This window comes from Streptomyces sp. NPDC050997 (genome assembly GCF_040660135.1).
In the GTDB taxonomy this organism is placed as follows: domain Bacteria; phylum Actinomycetota; class Actinomycetes; order Streptomycetales; family Streptomycetaceae; genus Streptomyces.
On record NZ_JBFAGK010000021.1, the window covers coordinates 42321 to 63020 of the forward strand.

Sequence of the window (20700 nt, forward strand, 5' to 3'; positions counted from 1 at the left end):
CAAGCGCAGCCGAGCGCCCGCCCCTGGGCTTCTGTCCCGGGGTGGGCGCTCGTCTCATACACCGGTTCGTGACGGGAGAGCCCCATGCCCGAGTTGCCCGAGGTCGAGGTCGTCCGGCGTGGCCTGGCACGGTGGGTCGCCCACCGTACGGTCGCCGAGGTCGAGGTGCTGCATCCGCGTGCGGTACGCCGTCATGTGGCCGGCGCGGACGACTTCGCGCACCGTCTCAAGGGCCACCGGATCGGCACGCCCAGCCGCCGCGGCAAGTACCTGTGGCTCCCCCTGGAGGACACCCACCAGGCGATCCTGGCCCACCTCGGCATGAGCGGCCAGCTCCTGGTCCAGCCGCACGCCGCACCCGACGAGAAGCACCTGCGCATCCGGATCCGGTTCGCGGACACGCTGACGCCGGACGCTTCGGCGGCGGAATCCACCGAACTCCGTTTCGTCGACCAACGCACCTTCGGCGGCCTGTCGTTGCACGAGACGAGCCCCGACGGCCTGCCCGACGTGATCGCGCACATCGCCCGCGACCCCCTCGACCCGCTCTTCGACGACGAGGCGTTCCACCAGGCGCTGCGCCGCAAGCGAAGCACCCTCAAACGGGCCCTGCTGGACCAGTCGTTGATCAGCGGTGTCGGCAACATCTATGCGGACGAGGCCCTTTGGCGCGCCCGACTCCACTACGAGCGCCCGACCGCGAACTTCACACGCCCGCGCACCGCCGAACTCCTGGGCCACATCCGGGACGTGATGAACGAGGCCCTCGCCGTCGGGGGCACGAGTTTCGACAGCCTCTATGTCAACGTCAACGGCGAGTCGGGCTACTTCGACCGGTCGCTAGACGCGTACGGGCGCGAGGGTCTGCCCTGCAAGCGCTGTGCCACACCGATGCGCCGACGGCCGTGGATGAACCGGTCCAGCTACTTCTGCCCGCGCTGTCAGCGCGCGCCGCGCGTCTCGTCGTAACGCTCCCGGGCCACGAGGATGTCGTCCATCCTGCCCTCCACGAAGTGGATCAGGGCCAGCAGGCGCTGGGCGACCTCATGGCCGAGGGGGGTCAGCTCGTAGTCCACCCGGGGTGGGTTCGTCGGCTGGGCCTCGCGGTACACCAGGCCGTCGCGCTCCAGGGCCTGCAGTGTCTGGGACAGCATCTTCTCGCTCACGCCGTCGACCCGGCGGCGCAGCTCGTTGAAGCGCAGCGAGCCCTGGTGCAGGGCGCCGAGCGTGAGCCCGCCCCAGCGTCCCGTGATGTGCTCCAGCGTGCCGCGCGAGGGGCAGGCCTTGGCGAACACGTCGTACGAGAGGTCCTGCGCCTCCGTGCGCTCCTGGGTGATGTCCATATTCCAAGCGTACGCGAGCACAGCGCTAACCGACAGGTTGCACTAACCATGGGTTAGTGCAACCTGGTGGTCGCTAGTACCCGAAGTCCTGCGTCCACCACGGACCGCCCGACCCGAGGTGCACACCGACCCCCAGCGTCTTGTAGTCGCAGTTGAGGATGTTGGCCTTGTGGCCGGGGCTGTTCATCCAGGCCTTCATCACCGCGGCCGCGTCGGTCTGACCCCGCGCGATGTTCTCGCCGCCGAGGTCGGTGATCCCGGCCTTCGCCGCACGGTCCCACGGCGTCGCGCCACTCGGGTCCGTGTGGTCGAAGAACCCCTCCTTGGCCATGGCGTCACTGAAGTCCTCGGCGAGCTCGGACAGTGCGCTGTTGGCGGACAACGCGCTGCAGCCCACCTTCGCCCGCTCCTGGTTGACGAGCTTGAGCACCTCGGCCGCGGCCTGGGTCTCGGCGGACACGGTCACCGGGGCGCTGGTTTCCTCCGGCGTCTTCGTGGCCGCGCGCGTAGGGGTGGTCTCCGGCTTCTTGCTGGGCGTGGTCTCCGGCTTCTTCGGTGGCGCCTTGGTGGGCGTCGCCGTCGCGGACGACGTCGAGGGGGAGGGCGTGGGGGAGACGGTGCGGTCGGCGCCGCGGCTGGTCGAGGTGGAGTCCTCGCGGCTCTCGGCGCTGCCGGAGGTGCCGCCCTGCTCGGCCGTGCTGTTGGTCGGTGAGCCGGCGGCCTGCACGTTGCCGCCGCCGTTGTTGGTGTCCCCGCCGATCCGGTAGTTGTCGAGGCCGGGCACGGCACCCGTGGCGACCGCGACCGTCCCGAGCGCGACCGCCGCGGAGACCCCTAGCAGACCGGTCTTGACCGGCGTCGACGTCCTCCTCTTGCGGCGACGGGACCCCCCGGACCGGGAACCTCCGTCAGGCCTGAAGCCGCCGCCACGGGACGACCCGGCGTCCGTGCCGAAGACCGTGGCGTAGTCCTCTTCCGTCGCGAAGAGATACGCGGCACTGCGTGCGGAGGTCTCGGACGTCTCGGACGTCTCGGTGTATGTCTCGGGGTTCAGATAGGGAGCTGTGCCCGTGGGGTGGCCGTTTTCGGCGTACCCGTTCTGCGGGTCCTGGACGTAGGGGTCCTGGACGTAGGGGTCCTGGACGTAAGGGTCCTGGACGTAGGGGTCCTGCGGGTCCTGGGCGTACGAGTGCTGCGGGTCCTGAGCGTAAGAGTTCCGCGGCTCGTAGCCGAAGCTGTACGAGTCCTGCGGGTCGTGGCTACTCCGGTACGAGCCCTGCGATGGTGCGACCCCCGTGGCGCGGCCCGTGGCGGCGCGGCCGGCGGCGGAGCGTCGGTGGCGTCCCATGTCCTTGCCTTCCTGGTCCTGGCGGTCGACGCGTCCCCCCGGTCAACCAAGGTCACAAAACTCACACGATGAAGTGAGTTTCGTATGAGATTCATTGGGTGGGGACGGTACCGCATGGCGCCCGAGGAGGAAGTGTCCGGAGAGACATTGCCCGGTTAGGTTGCACGCATGAGTGACGATGTACGGCTGGTTGCCTGGGTGCGGGGACGCGTCCAAGGTGTGGGTTTCCGCTGGTTCACGCGGGCCAAGGCGCTGGAGATCGGCGGCCTGAGTGGCTTTGCTCTCAATTTGGCCGACGGCCGGGTCCAGGTGGTCGCCGAGGGCCCGCCCACGGGGTGCCAGGGGCTCCTCGACTGGCTCCAGGGTGACGACACGCCCGGACAGGTGGATGGCGTCACAGAGATCTGGGACACACCTCGCGGGGGCTATGACGGGTTCGCCATCCGCTGAGCCGGTTCTGTGAAACAGCCCGGCGGAAGGGGAGGGGCATGCCACTGGCAACTGCCCGGAGCAGAAAGAGCCTGGTGGTCACCAAGAACCCCTTGCGGTGGCAGGCTCCGCGGGTAAGGGTGATCGCCTCACCCCGAGGGCCCCGTGGGGAGTCGCAGCGCCGCCGTTCCAGGCCGCGTGGACCTGGGTTGCCCGCCAATACGGGGCGTGATCGTGTTGACCGTCAAACTTTTTGGTGAGACGCTGAAAGCACCCCGCGCACCTTAGCTGTTTGGCATGGAAGAACGGCAGCACAACTCAACAGTGCCAAGCACCGCGGGTGCGAATCCCTCACGACCCACACCGCTTCGGTCGGTCACTCATTGTGGAGGACCATCCATCATGGCAAAGGCGCTTCTCGGTTACGTCGGCGGCTCCGACCCTCGACTCCTCGCCGAGATGCGACGGCTCCAGCAGCGCGTCCAGGACCTGGAATCCGAGCTTGTACGGATCCAGGCGGAGAACGACGCGCTCGCGGCTGCCGCTTCTCACGACAGGATCATGGAGAGCATCGACGCACACCAGGCGGAGCCCGCGCTCACCTGATCACTGCATCGCTCCACGACAGCTCACGCAGTGGTTGGGCAGCCTGTATCAACCGCTAAGTTGTCAGAGTTGCAAGGGACGCTTCGGCGTCCCTTCTTTCTTTCCCCCGCCTTCTTTGCCCCCGCATCCTTTCACCCTCTTCAACGTCTGATGTGCCCTGCACGTTCATGGGTGAAACCGCGGCTTCATGGAGTGACCGGCTTCATGGAGTGAGACACCCCCGGAAGGTAGAGTCCAGCGGCGTGCACCTCAAGGCCCTGACCCTCCGGGGGTTCAAGTCGTTCGCCTCGGCGACCACGCTCCGGTTCGAACCGGGGATCACATGTGTCGTCGGACCGAACGGCTCGGGCAAGTCCAATGTGGTGGACGCGCTCAGCTGGGTGATGGGCGAGCAGGGTGCCAAGTCACTGCGCGGCGGCAAGATGGAGGACGTCATCTTCGCCGGCACCACCGGCCGCCCCCCGCTGGGCCGCGCCGAGGTGTCCCTGACCATCGACAACTCCGACGGGGCGCTGCCCATCGAGTACGCCGAGGTCACCATCACGCGGATCATGTTCCGCAACGGCGGCAGCGAGTACCAGATCAACGGCGACACCTGCCGGCTCCTCGACATCCAGGAACTGCTGTCCGACTCCGGCATCGGCCGGGAGATGCACGTCATCGTCGGCCAGGGCCAGCTCGACTCCGTTCTGCACGCCGACCCGATGGGCCGCCGCGCCTTTATCGAGGAGGCCGCGGGCGTCCTCAAGCACCGCAAGCGCAAGGAGAAGGCGCTGCGGAAGCTGGACGCGATGAAGGCCAACCTCGCGCGCGTGCAGGACCTGACGGACGAGCTGCGGCGCCAGCTCAAGCCCCTCGGCCGGCAGGCCGCGGTCGCCCGACGGGCCGCCGTCATCCAGGCCGACCTCCGCGACGCCCGCCTCCGTCTCCTCGCCGACGATCTCGTACGACTGCGGAACGCGCTGCGGGCCGAGGTCGCCGACGAGGCCGCGCTGAAGGAGCGCAAGGAGACCGCGGAGCTGGAGCTGAAGAGGGCCCTCCAGCGCGAGGCACTCCTGGAGGACCAGGTACGGCAGCTCGCGCCCCGGCTCCAGCGCGCCCAGCAGACCTGGTACGAGCTGTCCCAGCTGGCCGAGCGGGTGCGCGGCACGATCTCTCTGGCCGACGCGCGCGTGAAGAGCGCCACCTCCGCACCCCCCGAGGAACGGCGCGGGCGCGACCCGGAGGACATGGAGCGCGAGGCCGCCCGGATCCGTGAGCAGGAGGCCGAGCTCGAGGCGGCCCTGGAGGCGGCCGAGCACGCCCTGGAGGACACGGTCGCGCACCGCTCCGAGCTGGAGCGCGAACTCGCCCAGGAAGAACGGCGTCTCAAGGACGTGGCCCGGGCCATCGCGGACCGCCGTGAGGGTCTGGCCCGGCTGAACGGCCAGGTCAACGCGGCCCGTTCGCGGGCGGGCTCCGCCCAGGCCGAGATCGACCGGCTGGCCGCCGCCCGGGACGAGGCACAGGAGCGGGCTGTCGCCGCGCGGGAGGAGTACGAGGCGCTCCAGTCCGAGGTCGACGGACTCGACGCCGGCGACGCCGAACTCGCCGAGCGGCACGAGGTGGCGAAACGTGAGCTCGCCGAGGCCGAGGCCGGGCTCACCGCGGCCCGGGAGTCGGCCACCGCGGCGGAGCGCGGACGGGCCGCGACCCAGGCCCGCCACGAGACGCTTGCCCTGGGACTGCGCCGCAAGGACGGCACCGGCGCGCTGCTCGCGGCGAAGGACCGCCTCGGCGGCCTGCTCGGCCCGGCCGCCGAACTGCTCACCGTGACCCCTGGACACGAGGTCGCCCTGGCCGCGGCCCTCGGCGCCGCCGCCGACGCCCTCGCGGTGACCACCCCGGCCGCCGCGGCCGACGCTATCCGTCTGCTGCGCAAGCAGGACGCGGGGCGGGCGGCGCTGTTGCTGAGCGGCGCCGCCGACGACGTACCGCGGGAGGACCGGACCGACGGGCCGCCGTACGCGGCCGACCTCGTCCGTGCCCCCGCCGACCTCATGCCCGCCGTACGACGCCTGCTGCGGGGGATCGTCGTCGTCGGCACCCTCGAGGACGCCGAGGACCTCGTCTACGCGCGCCCCGACCTCACCGCTGTGACCGCCGAGGGTGATCTGCTCGGCGCGCACTTCGCGCAGGGTGGGTCCGCCGGGGCGCCGAGCCTGCTCGAGGTGCAGGCGTCCGTGGACGAGGCAGCCGCCGAGCTGGAAGAGCTGGCCGTGCGGTGCGAGGAGCTGACCGGTGCGCAGCACGCGGCCGTGGAGCTGCGCCGGGAATGCGTCGCGCGGGTCGAGGAGCTGGGAGAGCGGCGCCGGGCCGCCGACCGGGAGAAGTCGACGGTGGCCCAGCAGCTGGGGCGGCTGTCCGGGCAGGCGCGCGGTGCCGCCGGAGAGGCCGAGCGGTCCGTAGCCGCCGCCGCTCGGGCACAGGAGGCACTCGACAAGGCCCTCCAGGACGTCGAGGAACTGGCCGAACGGCTCGCCGTGGCCGAGGAGATGCCGGTCGAGGAGGAACCCGACACGTCGGTACGCGACCGGCTCGCAGCCGACGGGGCCAACGCCCGGCAGACCGAGATGGAGGCCCGCCTCCAGGTCCGTACGCACGAGGAACGGGTCAAAGGGCTTGGCGGGCGGGCCGATTCGCTCGACCGGGCCGCCCGCGCGGAACGCGAGGCACGCGCGCGTGCGGAGCAACGGCGGGCGCGTCTCAGACACGAGGCCGCCGTCGCCCAGGCCGTGGCCTCCGGTGCCCGGCAGCTGCTCGCGCACGTCGAGGTCTCCCTCACGCGCGCCGATGAGGAGCGCACCGCCGCCGAGGCCGCCAAGGCCCGACGGGAGCAGGAGCTGACCGCCGCCCGTAACGCGGGACGGGACCTCAAGGCAGAGCTCGACAAGTTGACGGATTCAGTCCATCGGGGTGAGGTACTCGGCGCCGAGAAGCGGCTGCGGATCGAGCAGCTGGAGACCAAGGCGCTGGAGGAGTTCGGTGTGGAACCGGAGGGGCTCACGGCCGAGTACGGACCGCACCAGCTGGTGCCGCCCTCGCCCCCCGCCGAGGGCGAGGAGCTGCCGGAGGACCCGGAGCATCCGCGCAACCGGCCGAGGCAGTTCCACCGGGCGGAGCAGGAGAGGCGGCTCAAGGCGGCCGAGCGGGCGTACCAGCAGCTCGGCAAGGTCAACCCGCTCGCCCTGGAGGAGTTCGCGGCACTGGAGGAACGCCACCAGTTCCTCAGTGAGCAGCTGGAGGACCTGAAGAAGACCCGCGCCGACCTGCTCCAGGTGGTGAGGGAGGTCGACGAGCGCGTCGAGCAGGTCTTCACCGAGGCCTACCGGGACACTGCCCGCGAGTTCGAGGGTGTGTTCAGCCGCCTGTTCCCGGGCGGTGACGGGCGCCTGATCCTGACCGACCCCGACAACATGCTCACCACGGGCGTGGACGTCGAGGCGCGTCCGCCGGGCAAGAAGGTCAAACGGCTCTCGCTGCTCTCCGGCGGTGAGCGGTCGCTGACGGCCGTGGCGCTGCTCGTGTCGATCTTCAAGGCCCGGCCCAGCCCGTTCTATGTGATGGACGAGGTCGAGGCGGCGCTCGACGACACCAACCTTCAGCGGCTGATCCGCATCATGCAGGAGCTGCAAGAAGCCTCCCAGCTGATCGTGATCACGCACCAGAAGCGGACGATGGAGGTCGCCGACGCGCTCTACGGCGTCTCCATGCAGGGCGACGGTGTGTCGAAGGTCATCTCGCAGCGCCTGCGGTAACTCTGTGCGCTTTTGCAGCTATCGCCACCTGCACCTCTTGATGGCTTCACTTATTGAACACATGGCCGCAGGTGGGCCGTCTCACAATCCACAGCAAACCCCCCGTTGACTTCGAAACTTGAAGGCATAGTCTCTGCAACGTTGCTTTTACCTTCAAGTGGTGGGCAGCATCACGCTGTGCGCCACTGGAGGGCCGTCCCCACGCCGGCAGCGTTGCCGCCCGAGGAGTACACGTGACCAGCACAGCGCAGGCACACAATTCAGGAGCCGCTTCGGCTCACCCCGATCATCTCGGGCACGTCATCTTCATCGCGGCGGCGGCCGCGATGGGCGGTTTCCTCTTCGGCTACGACAGCTCCGTGATCAACGGTGCCGTCGAGGGCATCCGGGGCCGCTACGACATCGGGTCGGCGGGCCTGGCACAGGTCATCGCCATCGCCCTGATCGGCTGCGCCATCGGCGCCGCGACCGCCGGCCGCATAGCCGACCGCATCGGCCGCATCCGGTGCATGCAGATCTCCGCCGTGCTCTTCACGGCCAGCGCCGTCGGTTCCGCACTGCCCTTCGCCCTGTACGACCTCGCCTTCTGGCGTGTCGTCGGCGGCTTCGCCATCGGTATGGCCTCCGTGATCGGCCCCGCCTACATCGCCGAGGTCGCCCCACCGGCCTACCGCGGCCGTCTCGGTTCCTTCCAGCAGGCCGCGATCGTCGTCGGCATCGCCATCTCCCAGCTGGTCAACTGGGGCCTGCTGAACGCGGCCGACGGCGACCAGCGCGGTGAGCTCATGGGCCTGGAGGCCTGGCAGGTCATGCTGGGCGTCATGGTGATCCCGGCCGTCCTCTACGGTCTGCTCTCCTTCGCGATCCCCGAGTCCCCGCGCTTCCTCATCTCCGTGGGCAAGCACGAGCGCGCCCGCGGCATCCTCGAAGAGGTCGAGGGCGACAAGATCGACCTGGACGCGCGCGTCACCGAGATCGAGCACGCGATGAAGAGCGAGCACAAGTCGGCCTTCAAGGACCTGCTGGGCGGCGGCTTCTTCTTCAAGCCGATCGTCTGGGTCGGCATCGGCCTCTCGGTCTTCCAGCAGTTCGTCGGCATCAACGTCGCGTTCTACTACTCCTCGACGCTGTGGCAGTCGGTCGGCGTCGACCCGACGGACTCGTTCTTCTACTCGTTCACGACGTCGATCATCAACATCGTCGGCACCGTGATCGCGATGATCTTCGTGGACCGCGTCGGCCGCAGGCCGCTGGCCCTCGTCGGCTCCGTCGGCATGGTGATCGGCCTCGGACTGGAGGCGTGGGCGTTCTCCTTCGACCTGGTCGGCGGCAAGCTGCCGGCCGCCCAGGGCTGGGTCGCCCTGATCGCCGCCCATGTGTTCGTGCTGTTCTTCGCCCTGTCCTGGGGTGTGGTCGTCTGGGTCTTCCTCGGCGAGATGTTCCCGAACCGGCTGCGCGCCGCCGCCCTGGGCGTGGCCGCCTCCGCGCAGTGGATCGCCAACTGGGCCATCACCGCGAGCTTCCCGTCGCTGGCCGACTGGAACCTCTCCCTGACCTACGTGATCTACACGGTCTTCGCCGCGCTCTCCATCCCGTTCGTCCTCAAGTACGTCAAGGAGACGAAGGGCAAGACCCTGGAGGAGATGGGCTGAGCCTCCTGCCGAGGCCCCGTGAACTCGGGGAGAAGGGCCAAGTCCCCGCTGCCCCTCTCCCCGTACCGTCCGCCGCCCCGGCTCGGCCACCGACCGAGCCGGGGCGGCGGTCTTCCCATGTCATGTCACCCGATGACGCGTCGGGAGGCGGTCAGCCCGCCAGCCCCGGCAGTACCCGCTCCGCGAACAGCCGCAGACTGCGCCACCCCTCGTCCAGTGGCATCCCGCCCGCCAGCGGATGCAGCACGAGGCTGTCCAGGCCCTGGGTCACGCACTCGTCGGGCGTGAGGATCCGGTAGACGCCTTCCGCACGGAGTTCGTCCACCGTCGTGGCCGCGGATCGCACGGCCGAGCGGATGTCGCCGGACTGCCAGGAGGCGTACGTCCGCGCCTCGTGCAGGAAGTGTTCGCCGTACGCCGCCCACGCCTGGTCCGGGTCCTCGGCGAGGTGCAGCAGGGGCGTCTCGGCGGCGGGCATCATCGTCCAGCCCTCGGTGCCGTACTCGACCAGTCGCTCCTTGTAGTACGCCTCCAGCTCCGGCAGATGCGCGCTGGGGAAGAAGGGCAGGCCGAGCCGGGCGGCCCGGCGGGCGGCGGCCTTCGAGGAGCCGCCGACCAGGAGCAGCGGGTGCGGGTCGGAGTACGGGCGCGGGGTGACCCGTACCGTACGGCCCCGGTACGTGAACTCCTCGCCGGTCCACGCCCTCAGTAGGGTCTCCAGGACCTCGTCCTGGATCCGGCCCCGGCGCTTCCACTCCACGTCGAACAGGGCGTACTCCTCGGGCCGGTACCCGATCCCGGCGACGGTGACCAGCCGTCCGCCGCTCAGCAGATCCAGTACGGCGATGTCCTCGGCCAGGCGCAGCGGGTCGTGCAGCGGGCCGATGATCGCGGAGACCGTCACCGCGATCCGCCGCGTGGCCCCGAACACCGCGCCCGCGAAGGCGAACGGCGAGGGCAGCCAGTTGTTGCCGGCGCCATGGTGTTCCTCGGTCTGCACGGTGGTGATCCCGTGTTCGTCGGCGTAGGCGGCCATCTCCAGCGCGGCCCGGTACCGGGCGCTGAGCGAGGCGGGGGTGGCGCCGGGCTCGACCAGGTTGAAGCGGACGACCGTGACGGGCATGGGGAGTCCCCCTTCACGCGGTGGACGGGCGGCGGATGGGAAGGGGACGGTAGCTGACGGTGCGTCAGACAGCCAGAGGTGCGGGCATCTCTGCGGGGGCCGGTTCCGGGACCGGCCCACCGGCCCCCGCCGGGCCGCTGGAGTCGATCGCCTTTCTTTGGAGGAAGGCACAAGCTGGGTTCGATCGGGCCCATGGCTGATACTGGGTGGGTTATGGAAATCGTCATCCTTGCTGTAGTCATCGCCGTGGTCGTGCTCGGTGCGCTCGGCGGGCTGGTCGTCGGCAGCCGGCGCAAGAAGTCGCTGCCCCCGCCGCCCCCCTCAGCGCCCGACATCACCGCCCCTCCGGCCGAGCCGCACGTCGGCGACGAGGCCGAGACACCGCGCGACGAACCGCGCCGGACCATAGAGGAGGTGGATCTCCCGGACGGCTCGGCCCCGGTCGTCGTCGAGGAGCCCCCTGCCGCAGAAGCCCCCGAGATCGAGGTTCCGGAGCCCACGGCCGGCCGTCTGGTCCGCCTGCGCTCCCGGCTCTCCCGCTCGCAGAACGCGCTCGGTCAGGGGCTGCTCACGCTCCTGTCGCGCGAGCACCTCGACGAGGACACCTGGGAGGAGATGGAGGACATCCTCCTCACCGCCGACGTCGGTGTGCAGCCCACCCAGGAGCTGGTCGACGGGCTGCGGGAGCGGGTGAAGGTGCTCGGTACCCGTACCCCGGACGAGCTGCGCGCCCTGCTGCGCGAGGAGCTGCTCAAGCTGGTCGGCACCGACTTCGACCGCACGGTCAGGACCGAGCCGGAGACCAGCAAGCCCGGCATCGTGATGGTCGTCGGCGTCAACGGCACCGGCAAGACCACCACCACCGGCAAGCTCGCCCGGGTGCTCGTCGCCGACGGCCGCAGTGTCGTCCTCGGTGCCGCCGACACCTTCCGTGCCGCCGCCGCCGACCAGTTGCAGACCTGGGGCGACCGGGTCGGCGCGCACACCGTGCGCGGGCCCGAGGGTGGTGACCCGGCCTCCGTCGCGTTCGACGCGGTCAAGGAGGGCAAGGAGATGGGCGCGGACGTCGTGCTCATCGACACCGCGGGGCGGCTGCACACCAAGACCGGTCTCATGGACGAGCTCGGCAAGGTCAAGCGGGTCGTCGAGAAGCACGCCCCGCTGGACGAGGTGCTGCTCGTCCTCGACGCGACGACCGGCCAGAACGGTCTGGTCCAGGCCCGGGTGTTCGCCGAGGTCGTCGACATCACCGGCATCGTGCTGACCAAGCTGGACGGCACGGCCAAGGGCGGCATCGTGGTCGCTGTGCAGCGCGAGCTGAAGGTGCCGGTGAAGCTGGTGGGTCTGGGCGAGGGCGCGGACGACCTGGCGCCCTTCGAGCCGGAGGCGTTCGTTGACGCCCTTATCGGAGAGTGAGCACCGCTCCTCCGGCTGTCCGTGTGCGCCACCCGCGCATACGTCCAAGGCGCCCGCCCCGACCGCACCTCGGGGGCGGGCGCCGCGTTGTGTACGGCTCGGTGCTCGACGTGTACGGCCAGGGGGTGTCGGTCGGATCACCCCGGATCAGGCCGCGGCGAGGTGCCGTGCCAGGTGTCGCGGACCCGAGGGGATCCGAACGACACCCCCTACGCGCGCGACCGGTGGGCCACGTAGGCCAGCGTCCCCAGCAGCAGCCTGGCCGCCGGTGGCTTCGTCGCTGTGTCCAGGGCCGGCGGGCGCAGCCAGCGCACCGGGCCCAGGCCGGCGCGGTCGGACGGCGGGGCCGTGATGTGCGTGCCGGGGCCGAGGCCACGTAGGGCCAAGGAGGTCGGGTCGTCCCAGCCCATGCGGTAGAGAAGCTCGGGAAGGTCGACCGCGGTGCCGGGCGCCACGAAGAAGTGGACGCGGCCTTCGGGGGTCGCGGTCACCGGGCCGAGGGGCAGGCCCATGCGTTCCAGGCGGACCAGGGCGCGGCGCCCCGCGGACTCGGCCACCTCGATCACGTCGAACGCCCGGCCCACCGGCAGCATCACCGCGGCGCCGGGGAACTCCGCCCAGGTCCGGGTCACCTCGTCGAGCGTGGCGCCGGCCGGGACCGGGGGAGCGAAGCCGAGGGGGTGGGCGCCGGGGGTGACGCAGTCGGCGCGACCGCACGAGCAGGCGCCCGCCGCGGCGCGCGCGCCCGGTACGACATCCCAGCCCCAGAGTCCGGTGAACTCGGCCACGGAAGTGCAATCCGACGAGCGGCCGCGCCGACGCGAGCCGGTGCGGATCTCCCGAATGCCGCCGATCGTGAAGCCCATGCCACCTCCAACGTGTCCCGCGCCCCCGTGGTTACGCGACGAACGCGAGACGTGACTCTCCGTCGCCACTTTCGGGTTCATGCCGCGTGCGGAGGTGCCCTGGGTGGTGCGCTCGGCCGCGTGCGCCGCTGAGTGCATCGCCCCGCCCACTCGCGCTCGTTCACTGTCAAGTGAATCGTCTGGCGGTCACCGGGAGTTCATTCGAAGGGGTGGCGAATGGTGGCGTTTCCGGGATCGCCGTGGCTGGACGCGTGATCGTAGGATTACTTTGAGTGCACGAGTCCTGGGGGCACATGCCCTTCCGGGTATGCCGGAGGCAACCTGGCTTCCCGTTCGAAGGATGACAACCGCCGGACGGGAGGCCGTATTTACCGGCATTCTGATAAGGCTTGGCGCACTCAGTGACAAGTGGTCTCAGGGATGGGGGCGTTCCAGTGAGCGGCAACGGCGGTAGCGGGACGGGCGCGATGACCGCGACGAACACGGACAAGCGCCCCAACGAGCTGCTCACCTCGTGGTTCGTGCGCAGCGGCTGGTCCAAGGGCGAGCTGGCGCGCCAAGTCAACCGCCGGGCCCGCCAGTTGGGGGCCAACCACATCTCCACCGACACCTCGCGCGTGCGGCGCTGGCTGGACGGCGAGAACCCCCGCGAACCCATCCCCCGCATCCTGTCCGAGCTGTTCTCCGAGCGGTTCGGATGTGTCGTCTCCGTCGAGGACCTCGGACTGCGCACTGCCCGGCAGTCACCCTCCGCGACCGGCGTCGACCTGCCCTGGACGGGCCCGCAGACCGTGGCCCTGCTCAGCGAGTTCTCGCGCAGCGACCTGATGCTGGCGCGGCGCGGCTTCCTCGGAACCTCGCTGGTCCTGTCCGCGGGCCCGTCCCTCATCGAGCCCATGCAGCGCTGGCTGGTGCCCGCGCCCTCCGCCTCGCGCCAGGAGCCCGAACCGGTCCCGGCCCCGGCCCGCCGCGGCCGGCTGTCCAGGCCCGAGCTGGAGCTCCTGGAGTCGACCACGGTGATGTTCCGCCAGTGGGACGCCCAGTGCGGCGGCGGCCTGCGCCGCAAGGCGGTCGTCGGCCAGCTGCACGAGGTGACCGACCTCCTCCAGGAGCCCCAGCCCGAGACCACCACCCGGAAGCTGTTCAAGGTGGCCGCCGAGCTCGCGGAACTGGCCGGCTGGATGTCGTACGACGTCGGACTGCAGCCCACCGCGCAGAAGTACTTCGTCCTCGCCCTGCACGCCGCCAAGGAGGCGGGCGACAAGCCGCTGGGCTCGTACGTGCTGTCCAGCATGAGCCGCCAGATGATCCACCTCGGACGCCCCGAGGACGCCCTGGAGCTGATCCACCTCGCGCAGTACGGCAGCCGGGACTGCGCGAGCCCGCGCACCCAGTCCATGCTGTATGCGATGGAGGCCCGCGCCTACGCCAACATGGGGCAGCCCGGCAAGTGCAAGCGGGCCGTCCGGATGGCCGAGGACACCTTCGGCGACGTCGGCGAATGGGACGAGCCGGACCCCGACTGGATCCGCTTCTTCTCCGAGGCCGAGCTGTACGGCGAGAACAGCCACTCCTACCGCGACCTCGCCTATGTCGCCGGCCGCAGCCCCGCCTACGCCTCCCTCGCCGAGCCCCTGATGCAGCGGGCCGTCGACCTGTTCGCCAAGGACGACGAGCACCAGCGGTCGTACGCACTGAACCTGATCGGGATGGCCACCGTGCACCTCCTCCAGCGGGAGCCCGAGCAGGGCACCGTGTCGGCCGCGCAGGCCATGCAGATCGCCAAGAAGGTCCGCTCCGAGCGCGTGAACACTCGTATCCGAAAGACCGTCGACACGGCCGTACGCGATTTCGGCGATCTCGCCGAGGTCGTGGACCTCACCGACCAGCTCGCCGTGGAGCTGCCCGAGACCGCCGAGGCGGTCTGACGGGGTGGCGCCACCCCATAGCCCCGGCCGCGGCCGGCCCTCCCGAACTGCCCGACTCGGCTCCCCCATGCCAGGTCATCGGAAGGCCGACCGCGGCCGGCCTGCTTCCTTCACCGAAGGTTGCGCCACGATAACGATCGACTCGGCCGACATCCGCCAGTTCATCGACGCGTAACACACACGGCACCTTCGTCACGGCGGCGAAACAACGAGGGGCTTCCATCGAAACCGCGCTGCGCCAATCTCATGGCGCATAACCGGCCCACCCCTCAATACCGCTCAGGCTTCGCCCGCACGGGGCCGTACCAATGACGAGGAGACGCCGATGGCATCAGCCGCCATCACGCTTGCGGCGGACGCACCCACGCTGTCGTCCGCCAACACAGGCTTCATGCTTATCTGTTCCGCCCTGGTGCTGATCATGACACCGGGCCTGGCCTTCTTCTACGGAGGCATGGTCCGGGTCAAGAGCACCCTGAACATGCTGATGATGAGCTTCATCAGCATCGGGATCGTCACCATCCTGTGGGTGCTGTACGGCTTCTCCATGGCCTTTGGTACTGACTCCGGCAGCGTCATCGGCTGGACCTCCGACTGGGTCGGCCTCAGCAACGTCGGCCTGACCGACCTGTGGCCCGGGTACACCATCCCGATCTTCGTCTTCATGGTCTTCCAGATGATGTTCGCCATCATCACGCCCGCCCTGATCAGCGGCGCTCTGGCGGACCGCGTCAAGTTCACGGCCTGGGCGCTGTTCGTCGCCCTGTGGGCCACGGTCGTCTACTTCCCGGTCGCGCACTGGGTCTGGGGCGCCGGCGGCTGGGCCTTCGAGCTGGGCGTGATCGACTTCGCCGGTGGTACGGCGGTCCACATCAACGCCGGTGCCGCCGCGCTCGGCGTGATCCTCGTCATCGGCAAGCGCGTCGGCTTCAAGAAGGACCCGATGCGTCCGCACAGCCTGCCGCTGGTGATGCTCGGCGCCGGTCTGCTGTGGTTCGGCTGGTTCGGCTTCAACGCCGGTTCGTGGCTCGGCAACGACGACGGCGTCGGCGCGCTGATGTTCGTCAACACGCAGGTCGCCACCGCCGCCGCCATGCTGGCCTGGCTCATCTACGAGAAGATCCGCCACGGCGCGTTCACCACCCTGGGCGCGGCCTCCGGCGCGGTCGCCGGTCTGGTCGCCATCACCCCGTCCGGTGGCGCGGTCTCCCCGCTCGGCGCGATCGCGGTCGGCGCCATCGCCGGACTGCTGTGCGCCATGGCCGTCGGCCTGAAGTACAAGTTCGGCTACGACGACTCGCTCGACGTCGTCGGTGTCCACCTCGTCGGCGGTGTCGTCGGCTCCCTGCTGATCGGCTTCTTCGCCAGCGGCCACGGCCAGTCCGATGTCGAGGGTCTCTTCTACGGCGGCGGCCTGACCCAGTTCTGGAAGCAGTGCGCCGGTGTCTTCGCGGTCCTCGCCTACTCGCTGATCGTCTCCGCGATCCTCGCCTTCCTGATCGACAAGACGATCGGGATGCGGGTCACCGAGGACGAAGAGGTCGCCGGCATCGACCAGGCCGAGCACGCCGAGACCGCATACGACTTCAGCGGCGCCGGCGGCGGCGCCGCCCGGACCGCCGTCCCGGCTGCGGCCCCCGGCACCTCGAGCAAGAAGGTGGACGCATGAAGCTCATCACCGCCGTCGTCAAGCCCCACCGGCTCGACGAGATCAAGGAAGCCCTCCAGGCCTTCGGGGTCCACGGCCTGACGGTCACCGAGGCGAGCGGCTACGGTCGTCAGCGGGGCCACACCGAGGTCTACCGCGGTGCCGAGTACACCGTCGACCTGGTCCCCAAGATCCGCATCGAGGTGCTGGCCGAGGACGACGACGCCGAGCAGCTGATCGAGGTCATCGTCAAGGCGGCCCGCACCGGCAAGATCGGTGACGGCAAGGTCTGGTCCCTGCCGGTCGAGACGGCCGTACGGGTCCGGACCGGCGAGCGCGGCCCGGACGCGCTCTAAGCGAAGAAACGACAGGAGCCCCTGGGTGACGAGTACCGACGTGCGCAAGGAAGCAGAGAACTCGGGACCCAGCGGCTACGCGGCGGCCCGGCTGCGCCTCCTCACCGAGGGGGCGCAGTCCGGGCCGCCGCGCCGTACGGCGCTGTCCGCACTGACGGACGACTGGCTGTCGGGGCTGTTCGGCGCGGGAGCCGAGGGCCTGCGCGGGGTCTCCCTGGTCGCGGTCGGCGGCTACGGCCGTGGGGAGCTGTCCCCACGCAGCGACCTGGACCTGCTCCTGCTGCACGACGGCAGCGACTCCGGCGTGGTCGCCGCGCTGGCCGACCGCATCTGGTACCCCGTCTGGGACCTGGGCCTGGCCCTCGACCACTCGGTCCGCACTCCCGCCGAGGCCCGCAAGACGGCGGCCGAGGACCTCAAGGCGCAGCTGGGTCTGCTGGACGCCCGTCACCTCGCGGGTGACCTGGGACTGACGGCCGGCCTGCGGACCGCCGTCCTCGCCGACTGGCGCAACCAGGCACCGAAACGTCTCCCCGAGCTCCAGGAGCTGTGCGCGGAGCGCGCCGAACGGCAGGGGGAGCTGCAGTACCTGCTGGAGCCCGACCTGAAAGAGGCGCAGGGCGGCCTGAGGGACGCCACGGCACTGCGCGCGGTCGCCGCCTCCTGGCTGGCCGACGCCCCGCGCGAGGGCCTCGACGACGCCCGGCGCCGGCTGCTCGACGTGCGGGACGCCCTGCACCTGACGACAGGCCGCGCGACCGACCGGCTCGCGCTCCAGGAACAGGACCAGGTCGCGGCCGAGCTCGGCCTGCTCGACGCCGACACGCTGCTGCGGCAGGTGTACGAGGCGGCGCGGGTCATCTCGTACGCCAGTGATGTCACCTGGCGCGAAGTGGGCCGCGTGCTCAGGTCCCGCGCGGTCAGGCCGCGCCTGCGCGCCATGCTGGGCGGCGGCAAGCCGGTCGCCGAACGCTCGCCCCTCGCGGAGGGTGTGGTGGAGCAGGACGGCGAGGTGGTGCTCGCCCGTGCCGCGCGCCCCGAGCGCGATCCCGTCCTCCCGCTGCGTGCCGCGGCCGCTGCCGCCCAGGCCGGCCTCCCGCTCTCCCTGCACGCCGTACGGCGTCTGGCCGCCGCCGTGCGCCCCCTGCCCACGCCCTGGCCCGCGGAGGCGCGCGAACAGCTGGTGACCCTGCTCGGGTCCGGCCCGTCCACCATCGACGTCTGGGAGGCGCTGGAGGCCGAAGGCCTGATCACCCGGCTGCTGCCCGACTGGGAGCGGGTGCGCTGCCGCCCGCAGCGCAACGCCGTGCACATCTGGACCGTCGACCGGCACCTCATCGAGACCGCCGTGCGCGCCTCCGAGTTCACCCGGCGCGTCCACCGCCCCGACCTCCTCCTGGTCGCCGCGCTGCTGCACGACATCGGCAAGGGCTGGCCCGGCGACCACTCCGTGGCCGGCGAAATCATCGCCAAGGACGTGGCCGCCCGCATCGGGTTCGACCGCGCGGACGTGACCGTTCTCTCCACCCTCGTACGCCATCACCTGCTGCTCGTCGACACGGCCACCCGGCGTGACCTGGAGGACCCGGCCACCGTGCGCTCGGTCGCCGAGGCGGTCCGCTCGCAGAGCACGCTGGAGCTGCTGCACGCGCTCACCGAGGCGGACGCGCTGGCCACCGGCCCGGCCGCCTGGTCGTCCTGGCGGGGCTCGCTCGTCGCCGACCTGGTCAAGCGCGTCTCCGCGGTCCTGTCCGGCGACACACCGGAGGACCCCGAGGCCGCCGCGCCCACCGCCGAGCAGGAACGGCTCGCCATCGAGGCGGTCGCGACCGGCGGCCCCGTGCTGGCGCTGCGCGCGCAGACCGAACCGCCCACCGAGGAGCAGTCGTCCGGCGATCCGGAGCCGCTCGGCGTCGAACTGCTCATCGCCGTACCGGACAGGGGAGGTGTGCTGCCCGCCGTGGCCGGTGTGCTCGCCATGCACCGCCTCACCGTCCGCACCGCCGAACTGCGCGCCCTGGACCTGCCGGACGGTGTCGACGGCTCCGTGCTGCTGCTGAACTGGCGGGTCGCCGCCGAGTACGGCTCCCTGCCGCAGGCCGCGAGGCTGCGCGCCGACCTCGTACGGGCCCTCGAAGGGTCGCTGGACATCGCGGGCCGCCTCGCCGAACGGGACGCCGCGTATCCGCGCCGCAGGGGTGTTGTCGCGCCCCCCGCGCGCGTGAAGGTCGCCCCGGCCGCGTCCCGGCTGGCGACAGTGATCGAGGTCCGTGCCCATGACGCCCCCGGTCTGCTGCACCGGATCGGGCGGGCGCTGGACGAGGCGAAGGTACGGGTGCGCAGCATGCACGTCTCGACGCTCGGTGCCAACGCCGTGGACGCCTTCTATGTCACCGGCCCCGAAGGGGCGCCGCTGCCCGGCGCGGAGGCGGCCGGGGTGGTGCGGAGACTGGAGGAGACACTGCGCGGCTGACCGGCCGGGACCCGGTCTTCGACCGACCGTGACCCGGTCCGGTGGAGGCGGGATACCCTGGAGGGCGATTCGAAGCCTGCCACCGACGACCCCGAGGACCGCGAGCGCCGTGTTCGATACTCTTTCCGATCGCCTCTCAGCGACCTTCAAGAACCTGCGCGGCAAGGGACGGCTCTCCGAGGCGGATATCGACGCCACCGCGCGCGAGATCCGCATCGCGCTCCTTGAGGCGGATGTGGCCCTGCCGGTCGTCCGGACGTTCATCAAGAACGTCAAGGAGCGTGCCCTCGGCTCCGATGTCTCCAAGGCGCTGAACCCGGCCCAGCAGGTCCTGAAGATCGTCAACGAGGAACTCGTCACGATCCTCGGCGGCGAGACCCGGCGCCTGCGCTTCGCCAAGCAGCCGCCGACCGTGATCATGCTGGCGGGTCTGCAGGGTGCCGGTAAGACCACCCTCGCGGGCAAGCTCGGCCACTGGCTGAAGGAGCAGGGCCACTCGCCCCTCCTGGTCGCCGCCGACCTCCAGCGCCCGAACGCCGTGAACCAGCTCAGCGTGGTCGCCGAGCGCGCGAGCGTCGCCGTGTACGCGCCCGAGCCGGGCAACGGCGTGGGTGACCCGGTGAAGGTCGCCAAGGACTCCATCGCGTTCGCCAAGTCCAAGGTCCACGACATCGTGATCGTGGACACCGCCGGCCGCCTCGGCATCGACGCCGAGATGATGCAGCAGGCCGCGGACATCCGGGACGCGGTCTCGCCGGACGAGATCCTGTTCGTCGTGGACGCGATGATCGGTCAGGACGCGGTCAATACCGCCGAGTCCTTCCGGGACGGCGTCGGCTTCGACGGCGTGGTGCTCTCCAAGCTCGACGGTGACGCCCGCGGTGGTGCCGCCCTGTCGATCGCCTCGGTCACCGGCAAGCCGATCATGTTCGCGTCGAACGGCGAGAACCTCGGGGACTTCGACGCGTTCCACCCGGACCGGATGGCCTCCCGCATTCTCGACATGGGTGACCTGCTCACCCTGATCGAGCAGGCGGAGAAGACGTTCAGCCAAGAAGAGGCCCAGAAGATGGCCTCCAAGCTGGCGTCCAAGAAGGGCCAGGAGTTCACGCTCGACGACTTCCTGGCGCAGATGGAGCAGGTCCGCAAGATGGGCTCCATCTCCAAGCTGCTCGGCATGCTCCCGGGCATGGGCCAGATCAAGGACCAGATCAACAACCTGGACGAGCGCGATGTCGACCGCACGGCCGCGATCATCAAGTCGATGACCTCGGCCGAGCGCCAGGAGCCGACGATCATCAACGGCTCGCGCCGCGCTCGTATCGCCAAGGGTTCCGGTGTCGACGTCAGCGCCGTCAAGAACCTGGTCGAGCGGTTCTTCGAGGCTCGCAAGATGATGTCCCGTATGGCCCAGGGCGGCGGCATGCCCGGTATGCCGGGGGTTCCGGGCATGGGCGGCGGCCCCGGCCGGTCCAAGAAGCAGCCGAAGCAGGCCAAGGGCAAGCAGCGCTCCGGCAACCCGATGAAGCGCAAGCAGCAGGAGCAGGAGGAGGCCGCGCGCCGTGCCGCCGCGGCTGAGGGTGGCGCCTTCGGCGTGCCGGGCCAGCAGGCCCCGCAGGACTTCGAACTGCCGGACGAGTTCAAGAAGTTCATGGGCTGACGGCTGTTGTACGCGGCTCAGTACTGAGCCCGTCCGTACGTCGCCGGGGGTGCCC

The 20700-nt window shown here is 70.5% G+C and carries 15 protein-coding genes; 11 read left to right on the plus strand and 4 right to left on the minus strand.

Annotation, left to right across the window (positions count from 1 at the left end):
- Window positions 1-84 precede the first annotated feature (84 nt).
- The gene (gene mutM / locus AB0H86_RS34960) at window positions 85-969 is read left to right on the plus strand and encodes a bifunctional DNA-formamidopyrimidine glycosylase/DNA-(apurinic or apyrimidinic site) lyase (RefSeq protein ID WP_362448253.1); all 885 of its coding nucleotides are present in this window, start codon (window positions 85-87) and stop codon (window positions 967-969) included.
- On the opposite strand, the gene AB0H86_RS34965 is transcribed toward mutM, so the two are convergent.
- Window positions 942-1343 carry a helix-turn-helix domain-containing protein gene (locus AB0H86_RS34965; RefSeq protein ID WP_362448256.1) on the minus strand — a complete coding sequence of 134 codons (402 nt, stop codon included), beginning with the start codon at window positions 1341-1343 and terminating at the stop codon, window positions 942-944. The two genes, mutM and AB0H86_RS34965, sit on opposite strands and share 28 nt — an antisense overlap.
- A 73-nt stretch (window positions 1344-1416) precedes the next feature.
- Complete coding sequence (locus AB0H86_RS34970; RefSeq protein ID WP_362448259.1) at window positions 1417-2691, minus strand: CAP domain-containing protein; 1275 nt, start codon at window positions 2689-2691, stop codon at window positions 1417-1419.
- 168 nt (window positions 2692-2859) lie between these two features.
- Here AB0H86_RS34970 and AB0H86_RS34975 point away from each other — a divergent pair, with 168 nt between their 5' ends.
- The 4 genes from AB0H86_RS34975 (at window position 2860) to AB0H86_RS34990 (ending at window position 9175) form a co-directional block, all read left to right on the plus strand.
- A complete protein-coding gene (locus AB0H86_RS34975; protein ID WP_362448262.1) occupies window positions 2860-3141 on the plus strand; it encodes an acylphosphatase in 282 nt (93 codons plus the stop codon).
- 381 nt (window positions 3142-3522) lie between these two features.
- Window positions 3523-3726: a hypothetical protein gene (locus AB0H86_RS34980; RefSeq protein WP_016432419.1), complete on the plus strand. Its 204-nt coding sequence runs from the start codon at window positions 3523-3525 to the stop codon at window positions 3724-3726.
- Window positions 3727-3968: 242 nt separating this feature from the next.
- Window positions 3969-7523, plus strand: coding sequence for a chromosome segregation protein SMC (smc, locus tag AB0H86_RS34985; RefSeq protein ID WP_362448265.1), 3555 nt, complete (start codon window positions 3969-3971; stop codon window positions 7521-7523).
- A gap of 233 nt (window positions 7524-7756) precedes the next feature.
- A complete protein-coding gene (locus AB0H86_RS34990; protein ID WP_362448268.1) occupies window positions 7757-9175 on the plus strand; it encodes a sugar porter family MFS transporter in 1419 nt (472 codons plus the stop codon).
- Window positions 9176-9326: 151 nt separating this feature from the next.
- Here AB0H86_RS34990 and AB0H86_RS34995 read toward each other — a convergent pair whose 3' ends face one another.
- Window positions 9327-10298 (minus strand): LLM class flavin-dependent oxidoreductase, encoded by a 972-nt coding sequence (locus AB0H86_RS34995; RefSeq protein WP_362448271.1) that lies wholly within the window; start codon window positions 10296-10298, stop codon window positions 9327-9329.
- A gap of 213 nt (window positions 10299-10511) precedes the next feature.
- On the opposite strand from AB0H86_RS34995, the gene ftsY reads away from it, so the two are divergent.
- Window positions 10512-11714 (plus strand): signal recognition particle-docking protein FtsY, encoded by a 1203-nt coding sequence (ftsY, locus tag AB0H86_RS35000; RefSeq protein ID WP_362448273.1) that lies wholly within the window; start codon window positions 10512-10514, stop codon window positions 11712-11714.
- Between the two features lie 209 nt (window positions 11715-11923).
- Here ftsY and AB0H86_RS35005 read toward each other — a convergent pair whose 3' ends face one another.
- Window positions 11924-12580, minus strand: coding sequence for a bifunctional DNA primase/polymerase (locus tag AB0H86_RS35005; RefSeq protein WP_362448275.1), 657 nt, complete (start codon window positions 12578-12580; stop codon window positions 11924-11926).
- Window positions 12581-13014: 434 nt separating this feature from the next.
- On the opposite strand from AB0H86_RS35005, the gene AB0H86_RS35010 reads away from it, so the two are divergent.
- The 5 genes from AB0H86_RS35010 (at window position 13015) to ffh (ending at window position 20645) form a co-directional block, all read left to right on the plus strand.
- Entirely contained in the window at window positions 13015-14508 is a 1494-nt protein-coding gene (locus tag AB0H86_RS35010) for a hypothetical protein (RefSeq protein WP_362448278.1), read from the plus strand.
- 325 nt (window positions 14509-14833) lie between these two features.
- Window positions 14834-16177 carry an ammonium transporter gene (locus tag AB0H86_RS35015; protein WP_362448281.1) on the plus strand — a complete coding sequence of 448 codons (1344 nt, stop codon included), beginning with the start codon at window positions 14834-14836 and terminating at the stop codon, window positions 16175-16177.
- Window positions 16174-16512 carry a P-II family nitrogen regulator gene (locus tag AB0H86_RS35020; RefSeq protein WP_030990174.1) on the plus strand — a complete coding sequence of 113 codons (339 nt, stop codon included), beginning with the start codon at window positions 16174-16176 and terminating at the stop codon, window positions 16510-16512. The genes AB0H86_RS35015 and AB0H86_RS35020 overlap by 4 nt, the downstream gene beginning before the upstream one ends.
- Window positions 16513-16537: 25 nt before the next feature.
- Window positions 16538-18985, plus strand: a complete 2448-nt coding sequence (locus tag AB0H86_RS35025) for a [protein-PII] uridylyltransferase (protein WP_362448284.1) — start codon at window positions 16538-16540, stop codon at window positions 18983-18985.
- A gap of 109 nt (window positions 18986-19094) precedes the next feature.
- Complete coding sequence (gene ffh, locus AB0H86_RS35030; RefSeq protein ID WP_362448287.1) at window positions 19095-20645, plus strand: signal recognition particle protein; 1551 nt, start codon at window positions 19095-19097, stop codon at window positions 20643-20645.
- Window positions 20646-20700 lie beyond the last annotated feature (55 nt).

Coding starts and splice junctions, on each gene's coding strand:
- mutM (WP_362448253.1), top strand. CDS start 85: ATGCCCGAGTTGCCCGAGGTCGAGGTCGTCCGGCGTGGCCTGGCACGG.
- AB0H86_RS34965 (WP_362448256.1), bottom strand. CDS start 1,343: ATGGACATCACCCAGGAGCGCACGGAGGCGCAGGACCTCTCGTACGAC.
- AB0H86_RS34970 (WP_362448259.1), bottom strand. CDS start 2,691: ATGGGACGCCACCGACGCTCCGCCGCCGGCCGCGCCGCCACGGGCCGC.
- AB0H86_RS34975 (WP_362448262.1), top strand. CDS start 2,860: ATGAGTGACGATGTACGGCTGGTTGCCTGGGTGCGGGGACGCGTCCAA.
- AB0H86_RS34980 (WP_016432419.1), top strand. CDS start 3,523: ATGGCAAAGGCGCTTCTCGGTTACGTCGGCGGCTCCGACCCTCGACTC.
- AB0H86_RS34995 (WP_362448271.1), bottom strand. CDS start 10,298: ATGCCCGTCACGGTCGTCCGCTTCAACCTGGTCGAGCCCGGCGCCACC.
- ftsY (WP_362448273.1), top strand. CDS start 10,512: ATGGAAATCGTCATCCTTGCTGTAGTCATCGCCGTGGTCGTGCTCGGT.
- AB0H86_RS35005 (WP_362448275.1), bottom strand. CDS start 12,580: ATGGGCTTCACGATCGGCGGCATTCGGGAGATCCGCACCGGCTCGCGT.
- AB0H86_RS35015 (WP_362448281.1), top strand. CDS start 14,834: ATGGCATCAGCCGCCATCACGCTTGCGGCGGACGCACCCACGCTGTCG.
- AB0H86_RS35020 (WP_030990174.1), top strand. CDS start 16,174: ATGAAGCTCATCACCGCCGTCGTCAAGCCCCACCGGCTCGACGAGATC.